The organism is Paenibacillus sp. FSL H8-0048 (genome assembly GCF_038002825.1).
Classification (GTDB): domain Bacteria; phylum Bacillota; class Bacilli; order Paenibacillales; family Paenibacillaceae; genus Paenibacillus_AQ.
Genome location: NZ_JBBODF010000001.1, coordinates 4,098,645 through 4,121,572, shown reverse-complemented (window position 1 = coordinate 4,121,572; position 22,928 = coordinate 4,098,645). Strand labels below are relative to the sequence as shown.

General features: G+C 54.7%; 19 protein-coding genes. 13 read left to right on the top strand and 6 right to left on the bottom strand.

What is annotated here, in order from left to right:
- Positions 1-22 precede the first annotated feature (22 nt).
- The 8 genes from NSU18_RS17450 (at position 23) to NSU18_RS17415 (ending at position 6,734) form a co-directional block, all read left to right on the top strand.
- Positions 23-442 carry a pyridoxamine 5'-phosphate oxidase family protein gene (locus NSU18_RS17450; protein ID WP_341014975.1) on the top strand — a complete coding sequence of 140 codons (420 nt, stop codon included), beginning with the start codon at positions 23-25 and terminating at the stop codon, positions 440-442.
- 149 nt (positions 443-591) lie between these two features.
- Positions 592-1,626, top strand: a complete 1,035-nt coding sequence (locus NSU18_RS17445; protein ID WP_341149643.1) for an EAL domain-containing protein — start codon at positions 592-594, stop codon at positions 1,624-1,626.
- An 88-nt stretch (positions 1,627-1,714) separates the two neighbouring features.
- On the top strand, positions 1,715-2,401 hold the full coding sequence (locus NSU18_RS17440; RefSeq protein WP_445321808.1) for a response regulator transcription factor: 687 nt from the start codon (positions 1,715-1,717) through the stop codon (positions 2,399-2,401).
- Complete coding sequence (locus NSU18_RS17435; RefSeq protein ID WP_341149642.1) at positions 2,398-3,816, top strand: sensor histidine kinase; 1,419 nt, start codon at positions 2,398-2,400, stop codon at positions 3,814-3,816. Before NSU18_RS17440 ends, NSU18_RS17435 begins: the two co-directional genes overlap by 4 nt.
- 80 nt (positions 3,817-3,896) lie before the next feature.
- Positions 3,897-4,808 carry an ABC transporter ATP-binding protein gene (locus NSU18_RS17430; protein ID WP_341014972.1) on the top strand — a complete coding sequence of 304 codons (912 nt, stop codon included), beginning with the start codon at positions 3,897-3,899 and terminating at the stop codon, positions 4,806-4,808.
- On the top strand, positions 4,805-5,521 hold the full coding sequence (locus NSU18_RS17425) for an ABC transporter permease (RefSeq protein ID WP_341149641.1): 717 nt from the start codon (positions 4,805-4,807) through the stop codon (positions 5,519-5,521). Before NSU18_RS17430 ends, NSU18_RS17425 begins: the two co-directional genes overlap by 4 nt.
- A 2-nt stretch (positions 5,522-5,523) precedes the next feature.
- Positions 5,524-6,261: an ABC transporter permease gene (locus NSU18_RS17420; RefSeq protein WP_341149640.1), complete on the top strand. Its 738-nt coding sequence runs from the start codon at positions 5,524-5,526 to the stop codon at positions 6,259-6,261.
- 107 nt (positions 6,262-6,368) lie between these two features.
- Positions 6,369-6,734 carry an ArsR/SmtB family transcription factor gene (locus tag NSU18_RS17415; RefSeq protein ID WP_036702072.1) on the top strand — a complete coding sequence of 122 codons (366 nt, stop codon included), beginning with the start codon at positions 6,369-6,371 and terminating at the stop codon, positions 6,732-6,734.
- A gap of 335 nt (positions 6,735-7,069) precedes the next feature.
- Here the strand turns inward: NSU18_RS17415 and NSU18_RS17410 are convergent, their stop codons facing one another.
- The gene (locus NSU18_RS17410; protein ID WP_341149639.1) at positions 7,070-8,263 is read right to left on the bottom strand and encodes an IS256 family transposase; all 1,194 of its coding nucleotides are present in this window, start codon (positions 8,261-8,263) and stop codon (positions 7,070-7,072) included.
- 256 nt (positions 8,264-8,519) lie between these two features.
- Positions 8,520-9,488, bottom strand: coding sequence for a cation diffusion facilitator family transporter (locus NSU18_RS17405; protein ID WP_341014969.1), 969 nt, complete (start codon positions 9,486-9,488; stop codon positions 8,520-8,522).
- 295 nt (positions 9,489-9,783) lie between these two features.
- Between NSU18_RS17405 and NSU18_RS17400 the strand changes: the two genes are divergently transcribed.
- Together NSU18_RS17400 and NSU18_RS17395 are read left to right on the top strand one after the other, a co-directional pair.
- Positions 9,784-12,111 carry a heavy metal translocating P-type ATPase gene (locus tag NSU18_RS17400; RefSeq protein ID WP_341149638.1) on the top strand — a complete coding sequence of 776 codons (2,328 nt, stop codon included), beginning with the start codon at positions 9,784-9,786 and terminating at the stop codon, positions 12,109-12,111.
- Between the two features lie 215 nt (positions 12,112-12,326).
- The gene (locus NSU18_RS17395; RefSeq protein ID WP_341149637.1) at positions 12,327-14,321 is read left to right on the top strand and encodes a methyl-accepting chemotaxis protein; all 1,995 of its coding nucleotides are present in this window, start codon (positions 12,327-12,329) and stop codon (positions 14,319-14,321) included.
- Between the two features lie 91 nt (positions 14,322-14,412).
- Here the strand turns inward: NSU18_RS17395 and NSU18_RS17390 are convergent, their stop codons facing one another.
- The 3 genes from NSU18_RS17390 to NSU18_RS17380 all read right to left on the bottom strand — a co-directional run bounded on the left by NSU18_RS17390 (position 14,413) and on the right by NSU18_RS17380 (position 16,693).
- Complete coding sequence (locus NSU18_RS17390; RefSeq protein ID WP_341014964.1) at positions 14,413-15,375, bottom strand: L-lactate dehydrogenase; 963 nt, start codon at positions 15,373-15,375, stop codon at positions 14,413-14,415.
- 382 nt (positions 15,376-15,757) lie between these two features.
- Positions 15,758-16,264, bottom strand: coding sequence for a CcdC family protein (locus NSU18_RS17385; RefSeq protein WP_209994407.1), 507 nt, complete (start codon positions 16,262-16,264; stop codon positions 15,758-15,760).
- A gap of 168 nt (positions 16,265-16,432) precedes the next feature.
- Entirely contained in the window at positions 16,433-16,693 is a 261-nt protein-coding gene (locus tag NSU18_RS17380; protein WP_036702079.1) for a GlsB/YeaQ/YmgE family stress response membrane protein, read from the bottom strand.
- A gap of 259 nt (positions 16,694-16,952) precedes the next feature.
- Between NSU18_RS17380 and NSU18_RS17375 the strand changes: the two genes are divergently transcribed.
- Complete coding sequence (locus NSU18_RS17375; RefSeq protein ID WP_341014960.1) at positions 16,953-18,005, top strand: lactonase family protein; 1,053 nt, start codon at positions 16,953-16,955, stop codon at positions 18,003-18,005.
- 102 nt (positions 18,006-18,107) lie between these two features.
- On the opposite strand, the gene NSU18_RS17370 is transcribed toward NSU18_RS17375, so the two are convergent.
- Complete coding sequence (locus NSU18_RS17370) at positions 18,108-20,432, bottom strand: alpha/beta hydrolase family protein (RefSeq protein WP_341149636.1); 2,325 nt, start codon at positions 20,430-20,432, stop codon at positions 18,108-18,110.
- A gap of 368 nt (positions 20,433-20,800) precedes the next feature.
- Between NSU18_RS17370 and NSU18_RS17365 the strand changes: the two genes are divergently transcribed.
- Both NSU18_RS17365 and cysT read left to right on the top strand, forming a co-directional pair.
- Positions 20,801-21,922 carry a sulfate ABC transporter substrate-binding protein gene (locus NSU18_RS17365; protein ID WP_341014958.1) on the top strand — a complete coding sequence of 374 codons (1,122 nt, stop codon included), beginning with the start codon at positions 20,801-20,803 and terminating at the stop codon, positions 21,920-21,922.
- A gap of 111 nt (positions 21,923-22,033) precedes the next feature.
- Positions 22,034-22,882 carry a sulfate ABC transporter permease subunit CysT gene (cysT, locus tag NSU18_RS17360; RefSeq protein ID WP_341014957.1) on the top strand — a complete coding sequence of 283 codons (849 nt, stop codon included), beginning with the start codon at positions 22,034-22,036 and terminating at the stop codon, positions 22,880-22,882.
- Positions 22,883-22,928 lie beyond the last annotated feature (46 nt).

Here is a 22,928-nt window from a genome sequence, read left to right as displayed (position 1 = left end):
TTTGAAGGGAGCTGTGACGTCAATGGACAACAAAGAGCTGGAGAAAACAATCATACAGGTGCTGGACGACAACAGGTTCGGTTCCTTCGGCACGATTGAGGCCGGTAACAAGCCTAAAGTGCGTTATATGGCAGTATTTCATGACGGGCTGTCCATCTATCTGGCAACTAACCGCAAGACTCATAAGGTAGAAGAGCTTCAGGATAATCCGAATGCTTGTCTCTTGCTCGGCTATGAACAGGGCGGCGGCAAGGATGTACTGGAGATCGAAGCAACGGTTGCTGTAACGAAGGACGACAGCTTGCGCTCTAAGGTATGGAATGAGTCCCTGGAGAAATGGTTCAAGGGGCCGGATGATCCCGATTATGTCATTCTTGAGCTGTCACCTTCACGGATTGAATATATGGGCAAGAACGGCGGGCATGGGGTATGGCAGTCTTAAGTATATAGTCCGGCAATCCGGGCCTCTTAGGAACCTTCAAGGTTCATAAGGGGCTCTTTCTGCTGCGGCTTTCCGCATTGTGCCTTGTGCCGGAGGAATCATGCTATAATGACCTCAGGTTATCGACATCATGAGGCGGAGGGATTGCCATGAACTGTGTTGATTGTGCTGACATTGACCCGATTGAGGATCAAGGGGAGCTGAAGCTCCGCCCCTGCTCAGCTCCGCTGGCTGCGACCATCCGAAATGCCGGTTATGAAGGTTATCAGACAAGCAAGACTTGTATCATTCCATATCATTGTAAAGAAGAGCTGTTGAAGCTTATAGAAATGCTGGTGGCGGCTAAGGACGTAGCGGATTCCTTAACCGTATGCGTTAAGAGTAAAGGTGCCTCTGCGGCCCCAGACCGGTGGCTGACCTTTGAGCAGCTGAAGGTCCGCTTCGCCAATGAGAATCTGGTGTCCATCATTATGAGCCATGATTTTTGCAGCCATATGCAGCCGATTGTGAATTTCAGCGAGGAGATTGTCGGCTTTGAATTCCTGCTGCGCCCGCTGCCCCAGGGCAGTTATTTTCAGCCCTATGAGCTGTTTGAGATTGCCCGGCGGACAGGGTTTCACTCCTTCCTTGACCGGGCCGCCCGGATCTCGGCGATAGAGACCGGCAGTAAGCTGTTGCCCAAAGGCATCAAGCGGTTCATTAACTTCCTGCCCTCTTCTATTTATAATCCCAAGTATTGTCTTACGCATACTTTTGAGGCGATACGGAGGCTAGACCAGAATCCGGAGGATTATGTATTTGAGGTTGTGGAGACGGAGCAGATCAGCGATATTCCGCATCTGCGCGCCATCTTCGCCGAATACCGCCAGCAGGGGATGCGGGTTGCGCTGGATGATGTGGGCGCTGGCTATTCCACCGTTGAACTAATGTCCAGCCTCCAGCCCGATTATGTCAAGGTTGACCGCAGTCTAATCAGCTTCTGTGACCGGGATGAAGGGAAGCAGCGGATTCTTAGGGAGATTATCTCCAGGGCTGGAGAATTCGGTGCAAGCCTGCTGGCCGAAGGCATAGAACGCCGTGAGGAATTCCTGGTCTGCCGTGATCTAGGCATGGATCTGGGACAAGGCTATCTATTCGGGCTGCCGGAGGATAAGCCGCCGGGACGGTTCGGAATTACGGCCTGAACAGCAAGGATCATTCTCCCCGGATACCGGCAGACCTCAAGACTGCTGGTATCCGGGGATTTGTGATTCCATTTGGAAGGAAGAAAGGATGGAGAACAACGTGAGTGTAACCCTATTGTACGTAGAAGATGACCGGGAGATCGGCAGTGCCTTGGCGGCTGATCTGCGGGAACGGGAATATGCTGTGCGCTGGCTGGAGAGCGGAGACGGGGCGCTTGAAGCCGCAGAGGGCTGCCAGCTTGCGATTCTGGATGTGATGCTGCCGGGTCTGGACGGCTTCACCGTCGGTCGGCGGCTGAAGCGGGCCTATCCGGAGCTGCCGGTTCTGATGCTCTCGGCCCGCACTTCCATTGACGATAAGCTTCAGGGGCTGGACTTCGCCGATGATTATCTGACCAAGCCGTTTCATCCCGATGAGCTGGCGGCGAGAATCGAGGTTCTGCTGAGAAGAAGCGGCGCAGCCGCGCCCGCTCAACTGACGCTCAAGCATCTGGTCGTCCGGCCGGGAAGCAGTGTAGTTACGGAAGCTGCAACCGGACGGGAGATTATGCTTACCGGCAAGCAGTTTCAGATCTTCTCTTATCTGCTGCGGCATCTGGGCCAGATTCTGACTAAGGAGCAGATCTATGAGGCGGTCTGGGGGGAGAGCTACATTGAAGGCGACAAGACGCTGATGGTACATATCCGTTATCTGCGCGAGAAGCTGGAGCTTGATCCGGCCGCGCCGGAGATTATTGAGACGGTCCGGGGGATCGGCTACCGGGTGAGAGGGTGAAAGGGGCGGGGCGCTTCCAACTGCTGCACCGCTCGCTGCTTTTTCGTTATCTGCTCATTATCGTAGCTGCACTGCTGTTCGTGCCCGTTGTTATTCCGCTGACGATTGCCGTGTACAGCATCTTTGGGGGGATTACTCATACAAGTCCACCCAAGGCGTATGAGCAGTATTCCAGGATAGATAAGCTGGAGAGGATGTGGCATGAGGAAGCCCGCAAGCTCCTTGACCAGCCTCCTGAGGATATCAACCGCCGGCTGTTGGCCTTAAGTGAAGCCTATCCGCTGTCGAGAATATTCTGGGTCGATCCTGCGGGGGAAACACAGCTGGTGACCGAGCCTTCAGGACCGCCGCTGCTCTTGACGGGAGAGGCTCCGGCTATTCCCGCCCAGTGGAGCGCCGCTGAAGCGGTAGCCTTCATGAAGGACAGTGCGGCGCTGAAGCCGCTGGCTATTGTCGCTTTTATTGGAGACCGGGCAGAGGCCGCAGAGGGCTTCATGGTGATGCAGCTGCCTGAGGATATTACGAAGAGCAAATATACCGCAGGGCTGGATAAATGGTATACGATTGCCATGCTGGTGTTCTTCCTGCTGTTCATTACCAGCTCCTGGTTCTTCTTCATCATGATCCGCAGAAGGCTGCTGCGGCTGCAGACCGCTATGGTGTTCACCGGTCAGGAGGGCTTGCCGCAGATTGTTCCGCCGGGGAAGCCGGATGAGATCGGGCATCTGGAGGAAGCCTTCAATACCATGGTGACGGAGCTTAAGGCAGGCCGTGCCCGGGAGGCGGAAGAAGAGGCGCTGCGCAAACGGCTGGTGGCCGATCTGTCGCATGATCTGCGGACTCCGCTTACCGTTATTCGCAGCCACCTCCATGTACTGGGCAAGGAGCCGTTGTCTCCGCACGGTCAGTCCTCCCTTAAGCTGATGGATCAGCGGATTGAGAGCCTTGGCATCCTGATTGAGAATCTGCTGTCCTACAATCTGCTGAACAGCGGACGCATTACGCTGCATCTGGAGCGCCGGGATGTGCTGAGACTGGTGCGGGAGAGCGCTGCCGCCTGGTATCCGGTGTGGGAGAGGGAGGGGTATCGGATCGATATTGATCTCGAAGGAGCGCCGCTGTACTGGGAAATCGATGACAGCTGGTTCCGCAGAGTGCTGGACAATCTGTTCCAGAATATTCTGCGTCATGCACGCAGCGGGTTATATGTAGGAATACTTACGGAGATCCGTGATGGCAACCGGGTGATTATTATCTCGGATCACGGCGGTGGTCTTGCGCAGAGCACTGACTCCGCAGGAGCAGGCCTGGGCCTGTCGATTGTCGATCTGCTGCTGAAGCGGATGGACCTGGAATGGAGCATGGAGAGCATAGCGAAGGGGACCGAGGTTGTAATCTGGAAGCGGAACGCCTGAACAATTTAAACGAAATTTAAACTTGCTGCCTCCGTGCTTTTAACCTTGGGGCGTTATGCTGTTACCGAGGTGAAGAGAATATGAAAGATACAGTGATAGAGACAAGAAATCTGCTTAAGGAATACCGCGGCCGTGCGGCTGTGAAGAACCTGAATCTCAATATCACCAAAGGGGAAATCTACGGTTTCCTCGGACCGAACGGTGCCGGCAAAACAACAACCATCCGCATGCTGCTCGGTCTGATCAAGCCGACCTCCGGCAGCATTGAAATCTTCGGCAAGGAGCTGCGTGCGAACCGGATGCAGATTCTGCGCAAGGTAGGCTCGCTGGTGGAATCGCCGTCCTACTACGGACATCTGAGTGCATGGGACAACCTGGAAGCGATCCGCCGCATTCTGGCTGTGCCGAAGGTGCGCATTGCCGAGGTGCTGGAGATCGTCTCGCTTACCGGGGAGGAGACGCGGCCGGTCAAGGGCTTCTCGCTGGGCATGAAGCAGCGGCTGGGGATTGCGGCAGCCCTGCTGGGCAGCCCGGAGCTGCTTATTCTCGATGAGCCGACCAACGGGCTGGACCCGTCAGGCATACAGGAGATCCGCTCCCTGATTAAGCGGCTGCCTGAAGAGCAGGGGATTACGGTGCTGGTATCCAGCCATCTGCTGAGCGAGATTGAGCAGATGGCCGGTACGGTCGGCATTATCCGCGAGGGACAGATGGTCTATCAGGATACCATTGCCCATCTCCAGCAGCAGGCGGCGGGCCATCTCCGCCTGGCGTTATCCGAGCCGGAGACTGCGCTGATGACAGCGGTGCGGCGCGGCTGCGGCGGCGAGCTGCAGGAGGGCCGGCTGGTCCTGCCCCGGATGAGTGATGCGCGAGTATCGCTGCTGGTCAAAGAGCTGGTCGAGGAGGGACACGCGATCTACAGGGTAGAGGAGCACAGGCAATCTCTGGAGGAATTCTTCCTGCAGGTGGTCGGGGGAGGGGAGCTATGATGTGGCGTGCGCTGTCAGCGGACTGGCTTAAGATCCGTGGCAAAGGCATATGGTTCCTCGCCTTCCTCGGCCCGCTGGGTCTTATCGCCATGCAGGGGCTGAATTTCGGCCTCCGCTATGACTATCTTCGCGGGCAGTACCGGGAAGACCTGTGGGGTGGCCTGCTCAGTGAGGTCATACCCTTCGTACCGATTGCCCTCTATCTTGGAGGCACACTGATCTGCTCACTGATTGCGAATGTCGAGCATCAGACCAGCGCCTGGAAGCAGCTGCTGGCGCTGCCTGTCTCCCGTACGGCTGTGTTCATAGCGAAGCTGCTGCTCTGCCTGCTGCTGCTTATCGTGTCCTGCCTGCTGCTGTCGGCGGGGACTGTCATTCTCGGGCTGCTGCTAGGATTCGGCACTCAGCAGATACCGCTTGCGGATGTCCTGCGGATGGGCTTCGCCGCTTATGCTGCGGCCATGCCGATCATTGCACTCCAGTTGTGGCTGTCTCTAACCAGCCGGAACCAGACCCTTCCGGTATCGGTGGGATTGACCTTGTCGCTGGTCAGCCCGTTCGGCTCATACTTCACGCAGTGGTTCCCGCTCTCCTGGCCGGAATTTGCTTGGAGTGATCCGCGTCCATGGCTGTTCAGCGGAGCCGGCCTGTTGCTTGGATTCCTGGTAATCCTGCCTGGAGCCGTACATTTCGCGCGAAAGGATGTGGACTGAACATGCGGACGTTTCTGCGAATGATCTCTGCGGAGTGTCTGAAGATAGCCGGATTCCGCACCTGGCTGTTGATTCTGCTCAGTCCGCTGGTCTCCCTGCCGATTGGTGAACTTTCGGACATGCCGGGAAATCAGACAATCACCTGGCAGGTTCTGCTAAGCACGATGTCAACGCTGCATGCGCTGCTGTTTCTTCCGGTGCTCTCAGGACTCTTCGCGGCCTTAATCTGCCGCAATGAGCATAGTGACGGCGGCTGGAAGCAGCTTCTGGCGCTCCCGGTGACGCGGACTTCAGTATACTTTGCCAAATATGTACTGATAATAGGGCTATTGGGTGCGGTACAACTGCTGTTTGTTGGAGGGGTTCTGGGAATCGGATGGTATCGGGGCGCAGAAGGGGGAGTTCCCTGGGGGCTGCTGCTGAGCAGTCTGTTCGGAGGCTGGTTCGCCTGCCTGCCGCTGGCCGCCCTGCAACTGGCGGTATCCCAGGGCTGGAGCAGCTTCGGCGCTCCGCTGGCGCTGAATGTCTGCTTCACCATTCCCAATATACTGATTGCCAATTCCGCCACCTACGGCCCTTATTACCCATGGGTACAACCGATGCTGGCCATGTCCCCCTTCGGCGAAGAACGGTTCGGCGCCTTCAACCTGCCGCTGGAGAGCCTGATGATTGTCGTGTCGGGCAGCCTGCTTCTGTTCCTGGGTGCTGGCCTGATCGCTTTTTGGCGTAAGGCGGTATAAGATTCCCTTCTCCATGGACATTGGACGCTATTTTTTCTATAATTAATCGTAGAAGATACTATTAAGCGCCGGTGATGCCGGATGAGCATATGGAGGAGGGCGGGAGCATGGAACCAGCGGCACTCGAAGAATGCGACAACACCTGTAATGGTTCCGAACTGGAACCGGAATCTATGGCCTTGATTCTGCCGGACCGTGAGACTACAGATAAGATGGCAGAAATGTTCAAGGCACTGGGTGATCCGACAAGAGTTCGGCTGATCTACGCTTTATCCCAGCAGGAGCTATGTGTGCATGATTTGTCCTCCATACTGGATATGGGACAGTCGGCAGTCTCCCATCAGCTCCGCTATCTGCGCAATCTGCGGATTGTGAAGCGCCGCAAGGAAGGCAAGACCGTATATTATTCGCTGAATGATGCACATGTGGAGCAGATCTTCCTGCAGACCCATGAGCATATCCGGCATGAATAGATCGTTAGGTCAGGAAAAAGGGCTGTCCCCAAGCCAGGTAATGGCATGGGGCAGCCCTTTTATAAGTTATGATGTACGATAATCCGCATACATGTGCCAGTGCGAGGGCATGTGTTCAAAATATATGTGGAAAACAGCATACAATCGGTGGTCGTGAGGGCAAGTGGCCGAATATATGTGGAAAACAGCATACAATCGGTGGTCGTGAGGGCAAGTGGTGGTAGCGTCAAGAAGTTTGTGTAAGAGAGTAGAAGTACCTCCCCGGGGTTACGGGTTGGGGTGTAGTGTTTCTGGGGGGAGGGGGAACCCCGACCCCCAGAAACTGGATTTCTCTGCTATGTCTCTTCCGGTGTGGGCAAAGAGGGATAGCGTGTTTCGAATAGCTCTTTTAGCTTCTTTTTAACGGCATCCATGCCAAAGCCTTGGGCGACCCGCCCTGCATGACGTTCATTGTATTCCAGCATCTCCAGGTACACGATTTTCTCTGCCGCATCCATGTTCGTCAGACTGTTCATCGGTTTCAGACGCTTGCGGATTTCCTTGTTCATCCGTTCGATGGGGTTCGACGTGTAGATCGCTTTACGGATCGATTCCGGATACTTGTAGAACGTCAGGAGTGTGGATAACTGTTCCTCCCAGGACCTCATTTCCTTCGGATATAGCTTGTTCCACTTCGCTTTGACCGTATCAAAGTTAGCCCGGGCTACCACTTCATCCGGTGCGGTATATACGGTTTTCAACGCTTCAAGGACATCAGTTTTGTGCTCCATCCGGATTTTAGGGAACGTGGCCCGCACTTTGTGCACTACGCAATGCTGTACATCTGCCTGAGGATAGGTCTCTTTAAACGCCGCATCCAGCCCCGGTAGTCCGTCAAACACACCCAGCAGGACTTCCTGCGCTCCGCGGTCGTACAGGTCTTTGAGTACCTCCCGCCAGCCATTCGAACTCTCTTGGCCGCCCACGTAAAACCCGAGAATTTGACGCTGTCCCTCCTCGTCAATCCCCATCGCAAAGTAGACCACTTCGCCACGGACCGTGCCCCGTTTCAGCTTCACGTACAGCCCATCCAAGTAGATCACGGAGTACCGTTTGCTCAGGGGCCGTTTCTGCCACTGGTGGATATCGTCCAGCACCGTAGCCGTAATATTGCTGACCGTGGTGGGGGAGTAGTGGCTGCCAAACATACTTTCAATGAACCGGGCCACATCCCGCGTACCCATGCCCGATTTGTACATTTGGATGACGGCCTCTTCTAACCATCCGTCCCGCCGCTGGTACGGCTCAAACATCTGCGTCTGGAAAAGGCTTTGGCGGTCCCGGGGCACCTGAAGATCCTCGATATGGCCGTATTTCGTGTGTAAGTCTCGCGTATAGTAGCCATTGCGACTATTGCTGGCACCGGCTTCTTCACTGTCCATAAACCCCTGGATTTCGGCGCGCAACAGGCGTTCCATGTTGTCTTTCACAAAATCTTTAACAAGTTTTTCAAATAGATTATTCAGAGAACTTTCGGGTAAAATACTCATTGGTAGGGTTCCTCCTTGGTGGTTTCGCAATCCCGAGGATACCCTACTTTTTTGGTGTCTGACTAGACTCCAAATCTTGGTACACAACTTACTTTACGCCATCCAAGTGGTTCGAATGTATGCGAAAAACAGCATACATTCGGCAGGCCTACAGAATCGTTAGGTTTTTCTCGGATTCCCTCAAAATTCCTCGAACTCTCCCGGACTCCCTCCGACGCACAGACTCCCTTACCCTTACCCGCTTACCTCCTCTTCCTCAGACCGGAAGCTGACCGTGCTTCACAACGGAATTCTCAAGCTGCAATGTGGTGTGCCGGATGCCGAAATGCTCTTCCACTAATTGAAGTGCCTGCTGCAGCACCTGCTCCGTATTCACTCCGTCTCTAATCAGCAGATGACCACTGAGGGCATCCATGCCGGAGGTGATGGTCCAGATATGCAGATCATGTACATCCTGAACCCCTTCAATGCCCAGTAGCGCCTTCTCGACATCTTCGGCATTCACGCTAAGCGGAGCTCCTTCCATAAGAATATGGAAGGCCTGCTTGATGACACCCCAGGCGCTGCGCAGGATCAGCAGGGCAACCAGTACACTGATGATAGGGTCTGCAACATACCAGGAGAACAGGTTCATGATCAGACCGGCCGCCAGCGCACCGACGGAGCCGAGAGCATCGCTGATGACATGCAGGTAAGCGCTGCGGATATTGATGTTGTCTTTAGCCCCGCTTTTGCGCATCAGCGACCAGGCGCTGACGAGATTGGCCAGCAATCCGACACTGGCAATTAACATCATCGTTCCGCTGGCTACCGCCGGAGGGGCGGAGAAGCGCTGGAAAGCTTCATACATAATGAATCCGGCAATGACGAACAGGGTCACCCCGTTGAACAAGGCTGCCATGATCTCGAACCGGTGGAAGCCGTAGGAGTTCTTGGAGGATGCCGGCTTCACTGCGATAATCATTGCCACAAGGCTAAGGGCAAGGGAGGCGGTGTCGCTGAGCATATGGCCGGAGTCGGACAAAAGAGCCAGACTTCCCGTAAACAGGCCGCCGAAGAACTCAAGGAACATAATGCCGCCGGTGATAATTAAGGCGATCAGCAGGCCCTTTTTATTATCAGGTGCGTGGGAATGTGAATGGGAGTGCGAATGCCCGTCAGAGTGCGAGTGGGCATGTGTTCCAGTGTGTGAGTGAGTGTGTGAATTGATATTAGAATTGTTCATTAGATAGGACCTCGCTTCAGTTAACATATGAATGATTGCTCATATGTTAATATTATAACTGCCGCAAACGAATTACAAGCTTTTCTTTTTCTCATTTTTAAGCTCATTTTATAAGTAAGATACGAACAGTTTGCCCAAAATAACTCCATCGGCATCATATTCTTCACAGTACATAATTAGCCGTAATCTGTGGGCTGAATGCATTGACACTGTATGATTCAGGGGAATATAATAGGTGTAAGTTAACATATGAACAAATACTCATATATAGGAACAATCAAGGGAGATGAGTCATTTGAGTACGGTAGAAGACAATGTGAAGCGGAAATGGGTACTGGATGGGCTGGACTGCGCGAATTGCGCAATGAAGATCGAGAATAAGGTCAAGAAGATTGAAGGTGTGTCCTCCTGCTCCGTCAACTTCGCCACCAAGACCATGACATTGGAGACAACCGCTGCTGCTGCGGATGAGATCGCCCAGCAGGCTGAGCAGACGGTAACCAAGCTGGAGCCGCATGTGAAGCCGCGCGCGGTTCAAGCTTCGCGGGCTGTTAAGAAGTCCTTGTCTGCGGAGGGAGCAGCTCAGGTGCGCAGCACAGCGGTTCAAGGACAGGGGCATGTTCATAACCATCCTGAACCGCACGGTCATGAGCATGCCCGCGGAGAAGGGCATTCCCATGAACACGGGCACCAGCATTCACATGCTGCTGAGCACAGCCACAGTCATGAGGATTCCCATGGCCACGGACACAGCCACGAGCATGGGGAGGGCGATACGCGCCGCATCCTGATGCGGCTGGGCGGCGGTGCCATTCTGGCTGCTGCCGGGATGTTCCTGCCGGTCAGCGGGATCACCGAGCTGCTGATCTTCCTGGCAGCCTATCTGATTGTCGGGGGGGAGGTTGTTTTCTCCGCTGCCCGGAATATTGTAAGAGGCCAGGTGTTCGATGAGAACTTCCTGATGGCCCTGGCTACCATCGGTGCCTTCGCTATCGGCGAATATCCTGAAGGCGTCGCGGTTATGCTCTTCTATCAGGTGGGTGAGCTGTTCCAGGGAATGGCTGTGAACCGTTCGCGCCGTTCGATTACAGCGCTGATGGATATCCGGCCGGAGTTCGCTTATCTGAAGGAAGGCAATAATCTGCGCAAGGTGTCCCCGGAAGAGGTTAGAGTAGGGGACAGCATCGTGGTTAAGCCCGGCGAGAAGGTGCCGCTGGACGGGATTATTCTTGAGGGCAGCGCGATGATGGATACCTCGGCGCTGACCGGAGAATCGGTTCCCCGCTCGACACAGCCGGGAAGCCAGGTGCTGAGCGGATTCATTAACCGCAATGGCGTGATTACCATTGAAGTGACCAAGGACTTCGGAGAATCCGCAGTCTCGCAGATTCTGGAGCTGGTGCAGAATGCTACGAATAACAAAGCGAAGACAGAGAATTTCATCACCAAATTCGCCCGTGCCTATACGCCGGTTGTAGTGATAACAGCGCTGCTGCTGGCAGTGGTTCCGCCGCTGGTGCTGAGCGGAGCCACCTTCTCGGACTGGATCTACCGTGCACTGGTCTTCCTTGTTATCTCTTGCCCTTGTGCGCTGGTCGTGTCGATCCCTCTCGGGTTCTTCGGCGGGATTGGTGCCGCGTCGAAGAACGGGATTCTGGTGAAGGGCAGCAACTATCTGGAAGCCTTGAACGATGTGAAGGTCGTCGTGTTCGATAAGACCGGAACCTTGACCAAGGGCCAGTTCACGGTAACCGGCAATGTTCCGGCGGAAGGCTTCACAAGGCAGGAGCTGCTGCGGGTAGCGGCTTATGCGGAGAGTCATTCCAGCCATCCGATTGCAGAATCCATCCGTGCAGCCTATGGTGAAGCTATTCCTGGTGAAGCCATTAGCGACTATAACGAAATCTCCGGCCACGGCATCGCAGTTACCGTGGAGGGGAAGGCAGTGCTGGCCGGGAATGCGCGGCTGATGGAGCGTGAAGGGATTGCCAGTGTAACCCCGCAGGAGTACGGGACGATCGTGCATATTGCTGTAGATAAGCGCTACGCAGGCTATCTCGTCATTGCAGATGAAGTGAAGGACGATTCCCTTAAGGCAATTCAGGCTCTGAATGCACTGGGAATCCACAAGACGGTTATGCTGACTGGTGACGCCGCTCCGGTAGCCGAGTCTGTCGGTAGACAGCTGGGCATTCAGGAGATCCATGCAGAGCTGCTGCCGGGAGATAAGGTTGCGGCGATTGAACAGCTGGAGCGGGAAAAGGGGCCGAAGGAGAAGATCATTTTTGTCGGGGACGGGATCAATGATACTCCGGTGCTGGCCAGAGCGGATGTCGGGATCGCCATGGGCGGACTTGGCTCGGATGCGGCCATCGAGGCGGCGGATATTGTAATTATGACGGATGAGCCTTCCAAAATCGCTTCCGCCATCGGCATCGCCAAGCGGACGCGGACCATTGTCTGGCAGAACATTGCTTTTGCGCTGGGAGTCAAAGCGGTCTTCCTGCTGCTGGGAGCATTCGGGATTGCCACCATGTGGGAGGCCGTATTCTCAGATGTCGGAGTCACTGTACTCGCTGTACTGAATAGCATGCGCGCCTTACAGCCGCCGAAATCGGTATAATCGTGTAAGATGAATCAATAATGAAATAATTATGAAAAGTATAAGCCTTAATGATCCTAATTTTTGGGTCTTGAGGCTTATTTTTATTGCATGTATTATGCTTTTTGTCTATTTATGCCGATATATCAATATATATTTACAGCATATGGAAGACCACAATGGGTTTCTAGGGGGATTTTGCGGTGAATGAGGCAAGTGTACGGTCAAAATTGAAAATGAAAGCAAAGAACGGAAAATCATTATCGCTGCAAAGCAAGTATTCGCTTGTTATTTTGGCAATTGCTATTGTACCTCTGCTTGGCGTCACGATCTTTTTCATGCAGTACTTCGGGGGTGTAACCAGAGACGACAGTGAGGAGCTCGCCCAGAATATTCTGGAGATGAACACCACACGGATTGCAGAGTGGCTGAATACGCGGACATCTGCGGTCCAGGAGCTGATTGCGCAGCATCCGGAATTCGATACCGCAAGACCGGATACTATTTTTCCCGTGGTCAAGGTACTGGAGGAGAGCGATACTCAGTCCGAAGGCTACAGCGTCATTAACAAGCAAGGCATTCTGGCCAATTCCCTTAAGCTTACGGCGGATGTAGGGCAATCGGCATATTTCCTGCAGGCGAAGGAGAGTCTTGCTCCGGCGGTAGCGGAGATGTCTTATCTGGAACAGCTCAGCAAATATATTATCCCGGTATTCGTTCCGGTCGTGGACAAGGACAAGCAGTTTGGCGGCGGCATCGCCTTCTCGGTGACACCGGACATTCTGATGGAGATGGGCAAAAACATCCACGTGGGCGATACCGGCTACGGATACGTGATCTCGGGCAAGGGTGATTATTACGCCTACTCCGAGACGGAGCGGATCGGCAAGAATATCGCGGATTACGCCAAGACCACAGAGATGAAGCAGGCAGTAGAGCATATTCTCGGCAAGGAAGCAGGCTCGGAAGTTTATAAGGGAGAGGACGGCAAGCAGGTGATTACCTATTTCCGTACCGTCCCGGGCACAGACTGGAAGCTGCTGATTACGGTTCCCAAAAGCGAGATTACCGCCAAAGTCACCTCAGCCCAGCGGATATCCACCTTATTCATTGGAATCATCATTCTGGCGGTCATTGCCTTGGCCTTATCTCTGACCCGGCTGATTGTGAAGCCGATTGTGGCGATCTCTGGAGTGATGAAGAAAGTGGCAGACGGCCATCTCAGCGAACGGGTAACCGTACGCTCGGGTGATGAGATTGGCCAGATGAGCCAGAGCATTAATGATATGATCGGATCATTGTCCGGCATTGTCGGCAAAATCGATGCTACAGTGGCGCAGGTGGCTGTCTCGGCAGAAAGTGTGCTGAATTACGCCAGCCAGACCTCAAATACGTCGGCAGAGATTGAGACGGTCGTTCAGGAAGTCGCCCAGGGAATGGGCGAGCAGTTCAAGGGCTCGGAACAAGCTGCCAGAGCTACGGAAGAGATGGCGATCGGGCTGCAGCGGATTGCGGAATCCTCCGTCAATGTGTCCGACCAGGCAGAGACGGTCAGCACCGAGGTCGAGAACGGGTATGTGGAGATTCAATCCACACTTAAGCAGATGACTGTCATCAGCGGCGCTGCGGAGGAGACCTCGGCTCTGATCAGGAATCTGAGCGGGCAATCTGAGCAGATTGGCCAAATTGTTGACGTAATCTCGGAAATCTCCAATCAGACGGGGCTGTTATCCCTCAATGCATCGATTGAAGCGGCCAGAGCAGGCGAGCACGGGCGCGGGTTCGGCGTGGTGGCGAATGAAGTGAAGAAGCTGGCAGAACGCACGAACAGTGCCATTGTGAACATTGTGGAGCTGATCCGTCAAATTCAGGAATCCACCAGAGCAGCCGAGGTCTCTATGGAGAAGAGCATTGCAGAGATCGGAGACGGGATGGGTAAAATGCAGAACGTAGGCACCTCCTTCGACCATATCCGCTCGTCCATCCGTGAGGTATCGGTTCAAATTCAGGATGTCTCTGCCGTCAATGAGCAGATGTCCGCCGGGACGGAGGAGATTACAGCCTCTATCTCCGATATGCTGATTATTGCCAGAGATTCTGCCGAGAGCGCCGAGATGGTGGCGGAGGCTTCCACCGAGCAGCGGAATCTGATGGGCCAGGTCGTCACCTCAGCCGAATCCCTCAACCAGTTAATGGGCGAATTGCGCAGCGAGATTGAGAAGTTTCAATAGTATCAGGTAAAATTACCGCAAACACCCCTCTGTCACACAGGTTACTGTGTGAAGCAGAGGGGTGTTTGCGGTATAGGCTGTGCGGTTAAGCTTAGTGATGCTCCTCCAGTGTGAGGCTATCAATTCCCGCACGGATAATGCTGCAGGAGGCGGTGAATTTGGCCATCTCCGTATCGCTGAGATTCAGCTCCAGCAATTCCTGAATGCCGCTGCTGCTGATAATGGCAGGAACTCCGGCACATACGCCGCTTTGTCCGTATTCTCCGTCCAGGATGGCGGAGACGGCGATGATTTTGTGCTCGTCATTCAGAATGGAGCGGGTGATATAGGCGAGTGCACTGCCGATTCCGAAGTGGGTTGAGCCTTTGCGCGTAAAAATCTCCCAGCCGGCATCCTTCGTCTTGCGGGCAATATCCTCCAGGTCCAGGCTGCTGAAGCGCTCGCGGTGCTGCTCCATAATCTGCAGAATCGGCTTGCCGCCGATGGTTACATGGGACCAGGCCACGAACTGCGACTCTCCGTGCTCGCCAAGGGCGTAGCCGTTGACGCTGCGCGGATCAATCGTGAACACCTCTGACAGCAGGGTTTTTAGCCGGGAGGAGTCGATGGAGGTGCCTGTGCCGATCACCCGGTGCCGCGGCAGGCCGGAGATCTGCCAGACCATATAAGTCACAATATCTACAGGGTTCGCCGCGACGACGAAGATCCCATCGAAGCCGCCCGCCATAATCTCGGTGATGATCTCCCGGGTAATTACAGCAGCGGCATCCAGTACATCCAGCCGGGTCTGCCCCGGCTTGGGATTGGCGCCTGCCGTCAGAATGACGACATCCATCCCCGCACAGTCGCTGGCGGTGCCGGCATAGACCTTGGTGCGTGTTCCGGTGAAGTCCATGCAGTGCGAGAGATCCAGTGCTTGTGCCATGGCGCGGTCGTAGGTGCGGTCGATCATCATGATCTCATCGCATACGGCCTGATTCACCATGGAATAGGCAACACTTGAGCCAACCATGCCGGAGCCGACGATTGCTACTTTTCTCGATTTACTTTTCAATTGCCCCGTCCCCACTCTCTACAAGTATGGTACTATTCTAACTGATCTCATCGCAAGTTACCTGACATAGCACCGAAAATATCCGCTGTCCCCGTCCGTTATTTAGCCACAATTTACATGGAAGGTAAGAGTATCAGGGTTCTTATGGGTTCTTATGAACTATAATATGCAGCTGATGGGCGTTTGGGAAGGCAGAAGGAAAGGGTGCCTCCGGCAGTCATCGCTAAGGCTGCCGGGGACACCCCCCCTTGTACAAATATAAGAATGTATATGTTTCACACGTTAAATTATCCTTCTATTTCTCGCTGAAACGGTACCGTCCTTTAAAAGGACGGCAAAGCCGTTTCCACTTGATGAAATGAATGTCTTAACCCGCTTCTCCCTAGACCCGGGGCTGCGGAATCTGCGGCTCGGCAGGCAACATTCCGGTATAGTGCTTATACATGAACAGTCTCCAGTGGAGGATCATGCCAAAGGCCAGAATGAAGAATAATCCGCCGGACTGCGGAACGGATACATACCGGTTGATGAACTCATGGAGCAGGGTGCGGACCAGCAGCAGTCCAAGCAGAATGAACGCGAAGCTCTTGGAGCGCTGGGCATAGATCAGCCCTTCACGTTCTTCGAACCGTGTACTGCGGATTAGCGGATAGGCAAAAATAAACCAGCCGACCAGGAAAGCAAGGGCCGCCCACCACCAGGGGAAGCGCACTTCCGGTACTACGAACATGGCGAAGCCGGTGGACATGCCTAGCGGCGGAATCCATATTTTGCGGATGGTTACCGGGCGGGCACTGGCCTTCATGCGGATAAAAATCACCATCAGCGCCATGAATACGGCCCCCAGCGTGGAGCCCACATGCAGAAGCGAGGGGTTGATGTTACCCATAATTCACTGTCCTCTCTGTGATTTCGGTCACTATTGTCTTCATTATAGCAGATAATGAACGGATTTCAGAATGAGCAAACACAGCAAACCCGCCTGGGGTCTAACCCCCGGCGGGTCTGCTTGCGAAGTATAGTTCAGCAGCTTCAGGTAAGAATGCTGCCATAGAGCTTAAGAACGGCTACGTCCGCCAACCGAACGCAGAATCAGGCTAACGATAAAGATCAGAATTACAGCACCGATCAGTGATGGGAAGACATAGAAGTCGCTGACCTTAGGTCCCCAGCTTCCCAGCAGCATGCCGCCCAGCCATGAACCGAGAATACCAGCGATAATATTGCCAATAACTCCGCCCGGAATGTCCCGGCCCATAATCAACCCGGCCAGCCAACCTATTACGCCACCAACAATCAACATCCATAGTAAACTCATTTACTTTCAGCTCCTTTTGTGTTTGTTGTCTTCGATGGTTACTATTAACCTCATGCTCAGCGTTTAAACCAGTGTTAAATTTTGCCGGCACACATTTATTTAGTATTCCAGTCTGTCCAAATTTATACTGTTTAACCCTAATAATGAGGTGGGTACATAAAGATGTTATAGTGAATTAAATGGAGGACCTGCTGAGTAAGAATAGGGCTGTACAGGTTATATAAGATTATATACTTTAGAACAAAAAGGAGCCGCAGCCATGCACCAGCCTAATGAAGTATTATTCTATATTGGAACCTACAACAGTAAGGAGAAAGAGGCCATCCTGCTCGGTGCGCTGGATAAGGAGACCGGAGAAATGAGGCTTATGGGCGGTACCCGGGGGACCCATAATCCCTCCTATCTGGCGGTCAATGCGGCGCAGACTGCATTATATGCCGTGAGCGAGCAGGATGAGGGTGAGATTCATGCCTATGCGATTGAACCCGGCAGCAAAGCCCTGCATCCGCTGGGCAGCAGAGCGACCGGAGGCGGCGCACCTTGTTATGTCTCGGTGGCTCCGCAGGGAGATTACATAGCCGTGTCAAACTATACGGGGGGCAACGTCAATGTGTTCCCGCTGAACCCGGACGGGTCCTTGCAGGAGATGTCTTCCCAGGTGAAGCATGAAGGCTCGGGAATCCGCAGTGACCGTCAAGAGGCGCCCCATCCCCATTCGGTGATTCCGGACAAGACAGGTGAGCATGTGCTGGTCTGTGATCTTGGTCTTGACCAGATCGTGTTCTACCGGGTGGAGGAAGGGAAGCTGGTCACTCACCGGGAGGTGAATCTTCCTCCAGGCTCAGGACCGCGCCATCTGGCAGTGCATCCTTCACGGCAATGGATCTATCTGGTCAATGAACTGAATAATACCGTAACCGTGTTCGCTAATGATGAGCCTCAGGGTAATCTGAAGCTCCTGCAGAGTATCAGTTGCCTTCCGGAGCATTATACGGCGGGAAGTGATGATACGGCTGCTGATATTCATGTATCGCCATGCGGGCGCTACCTCTACGTATCCAACCGTGGACATGACAGCATTGCACTATTCCACATCGATAATGCTACAGGTCTGCTGGAAGCGGAGGACTGGGTGATCTCCGGCGGCCGGACACCGCGCAATTTCGCTCTGATCGGCGGCATGCTGCTCGCCGCTAACCAGAACAGCGGCAATATTGCCTCCTTCCGCATAGACGCTGAGACCGGGCGGCTGATTCCTACCGGCAATGAGCTGGAAGTGACGGCCCCTGTCTGCCTTGTAGCCCTGGATTAACCTGGACAAGTATCTTTGTGCAGGAACAGCAAAGCCCCCTGAACGCCGGAGTATGGCGGGCAGGGGGCTATTTGGGCTTTTTATAGATAGAATGATGTCCGGTTAATACACGCCTGTCAGCGGCTCCTCCCGCTCATAGAAGCCAATGTCGTCCAGCATAATCTTGTCTTCTGAGCCTTGTAGATAAAAGGTGATACCCTTCAGACTGTCCGGATCAAGCTCCGGCTCTTCCTCAAGGAACAGCTCGAAGGGCAGCTTGTACGTCTGGTAGACGGCCTCCGAGAGGTTGCTGAATTTGCCGTCACTGATCCGCTCCTCCAGCCATGGGCTAAGCGTGAATTCCGTCTGCGGCAGGGGCAGAATATCCATCACCTCGTCCAGTGGGATTCTTGCGGCGGTGTCGTTGCTGTCCGTCAGCTCCACCTCCACATCGGGGGAGAGCTCAGCTTCCGGCAACGGCCCGGAATCGCCGTCCTCGTTAGGATCGGAATTATGGTTCGCCAGGGAGAAGGTCAGTCCCTCTACGGCAGGAGATTCCGCAAGCGTCTGAGTCAGCGTGTCACTGAGCCTAATGCTGTAAGCGGCCTCGGCGGCCGCAGGCTCCTGATCCGGGCTTGCGCTGCGCTCCAGCAGAATACCGTAAGAGGGCTTACTGTTCCGCTCGCGGTCCTTCGCGGCCTCTTCGCTCCATTGAAGCCCGGTAGTTGAGACGGTCCCGCCTTGAACGATGCCTCTGTTGCGGTCTTCATCATAGTCCGCCACCGTAATATAGCTCCCGCTCTGGAAGCGGTTATAGTAGGCGGTATCCGGCAGCCAGCTGGCACCGCTGCGGTAATCGCGGAACAATTGCCGGTACTCGCTCCTCCCGTGCAGCGTGGTCTCCAGGAAGGCGGACACATAGACCTTGGCAATTCTCCGCTGCTCCTCCCCGTCCATGATCCGGGAACGCTTCAGGAACAGACCGGTCGGCAGCGTCTGGTCATACAGCCCCCAGTCTGTATTGAACTGGCTGTGGTTGGCGTCGGCAATGTAGAGCGAGCTTTTGAAGCCGGGGGTATTGCCGGTGTAGGAAGAACGCATATATTGCCGGTCCCCGTAGAAATCATGCACATCGCCGTCACGGGCGCCCTGCAGCGTCAGATAGCTCACATCCGTTAGGCGGGCCTGCTTGCTGTCGATCATTTTATCCGTAGGGGCTAGAGCAATGACTGAAGTAATATGAAACTGCTGAATAGCGTTCAGAGCCGGATCACTGCTGAACCAGAGCGATGCATCCGCAGCCATGGCTACTGCCTGGCCGCCGCGGCTGTGGCCGAGCAGCGCAACAGAATCGTAATCAACCTTCTGGTAAAAGGGGTTGCCAGGCTGCTCCGCGAAGCTGCCGATCTGCTGCAGATGCTTCAGAATCATCCAGGTCCGCGCCTTGAAATCGTTGTCCGGAATACCCGACCAGGCCGAATAATTCAGGAAATTCTCATCCAGGGTGACCGCGATGAAGCCCCGGCTGGCCAGTAATTCACCCAGATAGGCGTAGCCGCCCTCGGAGAAGTCCTCCATCATATGGTTGCCATGCACCATGAGCACCAGCGGATACGGCCCGTCCCCGTCCGGCATCCATACTCTGGCGTTCAGCGGGAGAGAAGCGGGATCGAAGCCCCAGAACAGGGTCCGCAGCGCGGGCCAGGAAGAGATATACCCGGTAGCATCCACGGAAGCAGAGGTTAGCAGGACATCCTTGCCATACGCCTTGCGCTGCAGATCCTTGCCGCTGCCATAGGTGAAGCTGTGGAATGTATAGCTGCCCGGCTGGGCGGGATCGTCTGCAAGTAAGGGAAGCACCTGTCCGTTCGCCGCCAGACTCTGAAGCGGGGGTACAGGTACCGGGCTGCTTCCCGATCCAGTGCCATAGGCCAGTGCGAACGGGGAGAGGAGGAGCGCCGCAGCCAGCAGACTGCCGCTGAGCATTCTCCGGGTCCGCAGCAGGCCGGCCGCAAGTCCCCCTATGCCGCAGGCTAAGGTTGCGATACAGGCAATTACGGCTGCTGCTTCAAGCTCCAAATCGGAAAAATACAAGATTAGCAATACAGTCCCATAGGTGCTGAGCAAAGAGCCCGCGAACAGATGCGGACAGCGGAGTCCGGTAAGGGAGAGCAGCACAGCCAGCAGATTGCTGGCCAGTGCCATAACAAGCGTTCCGGCACCAACTGCCAGCATAATATCCGCTGCGCTTCCGAGTCCGGTAGGAATACCCATAATAACTATAGAAAAAGCAAGAATACATAGTGTCCAAGGGCCGCTGAGCGCAGTCCTCCATATAGTAGTATCATACCTGTACGTTTCCAGAATGCGTCTGCCCAGTTCTTTGAGTACGCGCCTGTGCAGCCGCGGTCCTTGCGGCGCGGGGCCATACTCCAAATCCATTCCCATGATTATTTCCCCCGGTGCTTTTTTCACTCTATTTCACTCTATTAGATGTAAGCAATGATATTACTTTGGGGCAGCAATAACAAGTGGAGCTTACAGGAACGGACGCCACTTCCTGCCCGCCTCCCGTCGATCGTAGTCTTTCATTCAAATTGAAAAAAAGGTTTGACAGCGCGGGAAGCGTTCAGTATTATATCTGTATAACCTACTAAATGGGTAGGAATAATCAAATAAGTTCTTACCGTACAGACGGAGGAACGCCTGCTTCAGGCTCGCAGATACGTGTCTATAAGACCGGTTTGACTTGCCGCAAGCGGGCTTTCCTGCGTCTATTGCTTGTTACAAGACTATTATGGGGGAGTGGACTAAGGATGACACAAGGGATCAAGAAGGGGCTTCTCGCCGGGTTTGCATTGATATTGACGGCAGGGCTTACAGCTTGCGGGAACAGTAACACAGGAAACAGTGCGGGTGCAGGAACAGCAGCCCCGGCCGTGACAGAAGCGGCGGCGAATGCGTCTTCAGCACCGGAAGCCACCCAGACACAGGCTAAAGAGCCCATCGAGCTGCTGAATGTATCCTACGATCCAACGCGTGAGTTATATGAGAACTACAACAAGGCCTTCGCCGCCTATTGGGAGCAGGAGACCGGCCAGAAGGTAACAGTCAAGCAATCGCATGGCGGATCGGGCAAGCAGAGCCGGGCTGTGCTGGATGGCCTGGAGGCAGATGTCGTTACGCTTGCACTTGGATATGACATTGATGCCCTTCAGGAAGCCGGGCTGATCGGTGCGGACTGGCAGAGTAAATATGAGCATAACAGCTCCCCGTATACCTCCACCATCGTCTTCCTGGTCCGCAAAGGCAACCCGAAAGGCATCAAGGACTGGCCCGATCTGCTGAAAGAGGGCGTAGAGGTCATCACCCCTAATCCCAAGACCTCAGGCGGTGCACGCTGGAACTACCTGGCTGCCTGGGGCTATGCGCTGGACCACAATAATAATGATGAAGCTAAGGCCCAGGAATTCGTGCAAAAGCTGTTCAAGAATGTACCGGTCCTGGACACGGGCGCCCGCGGCTCGACCACTACCTTCGTGGAACGCGGCATCGGGGATGTGCTGATCGCCTGGGAGAATGAGGCCTATCTATCCATCAAGGAGCTGGGTCCGGACAAATTCGAGATTGTGAACCCTTCAGAGAGTATTTTGGCAGAGCCGCCGGTTGCTGTGGTAGATAAAGTAGTCGATAAAAGAGGAACCCGCGAGGCAGCAGACGCCTATTTGAAATATCTCTACACCGAGGAAGGCCAGAAGATTGCTGCCGAGAACTATTACCGTCCGACGCTGGATAGCGTGAAGGCTGAGTTCAAGGATCAATTCCCGGAGATCAAGCTGTTTACCCTGGCGGAGAAATTCGGAACCTGGAAGGAGACCCAGGCGAAGCACTTCAATGACGGCGGGATTTTCGATAAAATTTACGTACCGGGCAGCTGACAACAGAGTTCGTGAACGTTGCTGCAGAAGCGGCAAGAACATACTGACAGGCGGGATTCCGCCAGAGGCTGATCGGCCATATGCCGAAGGCAGGAAAGGATGAATGGGCAGATGAGTGTCATGACCAAAGCTGCTGCAAGGACGGTAAGGCGCAGGCTGCTGCCTGGGTTCGGGATTACGATGGGGTTCAGCGTACTCTATCTGAGCCTTGTGGTCCTGCTGCCGCTGTCCGCGCTGCTCTTCAATTCAACGGGGCTGAGCTGGACGAAGTTCTGGGATGTGGCTACGGATGCCCGCGTCCTGGCCTCCTACCGTGTCAGTCTAAGTACGGCGGGTGCTGCGGCCCTGATCAATGTTTTTCTGGGACTGCTGTTGGCCTGGGTGCTGGTGCGGTATGAATTCCCCGGTAAAAGAATCTTCGACGCCCTGATCGACCTGCCGTTCGCGCTCCCGACAGCCGTGGCAGGCGTATCGCTGACCGCCCTCTATTCCCAGAACGGCTGGATCGGCTCCCTGCTGATGCCGCTGGGCTTCAAGGTAGCCTTCACTCCGCTGGGCATTACGCTGGCGCTGATGTTCATCGGCATTCCCTTTGTCGTCCGCACGGTGCAGCCGGTGCTGGAGGATCTGGAGCGGGACATGGAGGAAGCCGCCGCTACGCTGGGGGCAGGCCGGGGGCGCACCTTCCTGCGGATTGTCCTGCCGGAGCTGCTCCCTCCGCTGCTTACGGGCTTCGCCCTGGCGTTCGCCCGGGGCATCGGCGAGTACGGCTCTGTCGTGTTCATCTCCGGCAATATGCCGATGCGCACAGAGATCGCCCCGCTGCTGATCATGTCCAAGCTGGAGCAGTTCGATTACGCCGGAGCCACTGCCGTGGCGTTGATTCTGCTGCTGCTCTCCTTCCTGATGCTGCTGGTCATCAACAGCCTTCAGCACTGGGCGCGGAGGAGCTCGCGTTAAAGGCGGCGAGTTTTGTCCGGAGCGGATTCATGATGCATATACTAAC

Excerpts from the sequence above, each read along its gene's own strand:
- NSU18_RS17430 (WP_341014972.1), top strand. The coding sequence starts at position 3,897 with ATGAAAGATACAGTGATAGAGACAAGAAATCTGCTTAAGGAATACCGC.
- NSU18_RS17380 (WP_036702079.1), bottom strand. The coding sequence starts at position 16,693 with ATGAGTTTACTATGGATGTTGATTGTTGGTGGCGTAATAGGTTGGCTG.
- cysT (WP_341014957.1), top strand. The coding sequence starts at position 22,034 with ATGAGTGTCATGACCAAAGCTGCTGCAAGGACGGTAAGGCGCAGGCTG.
- NSU18_RS17385 (WP_209994407.1), bottom strand. The coding sequence starts at position 16,264 with ATGGGTAACATCAACCCCTCGCTTCTGCATGTGGGCTCCACGCTGGGG.
- NSU18_RS17450 (WP_341014975.1), top strand. The coding sequence starts at position 23 with ATGGACAACAAAGAGCTGGAGAAAACAATCATACAGGTGCTGGACGAC.
- NSU18_RS17370 (WP_341149636.1), bottom strand. The coding sequence starts at position 20,432 with ATGGGAATGGATTTGGAGTATGGCCCCGCGCCGCAAGGACCGCGGCTG.
- NSU18_RS17405 (WP_341014969.1), bottom strand. The coding sequence starts at position 9,488 with ATGAACAATTCTAATATCAATTCACACACTCACTCACACACTGGAACA.
- NSU18_RS17425 (WP_341149641.1), top strand. The coding sequence starts at position 4,805 with ATGATGTGGCGTGCGCTGTCAGCGGACTGGCTTAAGATCCGTGGCAAA.
- NSU18_RS17415 (WP_036702072.1), top strand. The coding sequence starts at position 6,369 with ATGGAACCAGCGGCACTCGAAGAATGCGACAACACCTGTAATGGTTCC.
- NSU18_RS17440 (WP_445321808.1), top strand. The coding sequence starts at position 1,715 with ATGGAGAACAACGTGAGTGTAACCCTATTGTACGTAGAAGATGACCGG.
- NSU18_RS17395 (WP_341149637.1), top strand. The coding sequence starts at position 12,327 with ATGAAAGCAAAGAACGGAAAATCATTATCGCTGCAAAGCAAGTATTCG.
- NSU18_RS17365 (WP_341014958.1), top strand. The coding sequence starts at position 20,801 with ATGACACAAGGGATCAAGAAGGGGCTTCTCGCCGGGTTTGCATTGATA.
- NSU18_RS17420 (WP_341149640.1), top strand. The coding sequence starts at position 5,524 with ATGCGGACGTTTCTGCGAATGATCTCTGCGGAGTGTCTGAAGATAGCC.
- NSU18_RS17375 (WP_341014960.1), top strand. The coding sequence starts at position 16,953 with ATGCACCAGCCTAATGAAGTATTATTCTATATTGGAACCTACAACAGT.
- NSU18_RS17445 (WP_341149643.1), top strand. The coding sequence starts at position 592 with ATGAACTGTGTTGATTGTGCTGACATTGACCCGATTGAGGATCAAGGG.
- NSU18_RS17410 (WP_341149639.1), bottom strand. The coding sequence starts at position 8,263 with ATGAGTATTTTACCCGAAAGTTCTCTGAATAATCTATTTGAAAAACTT.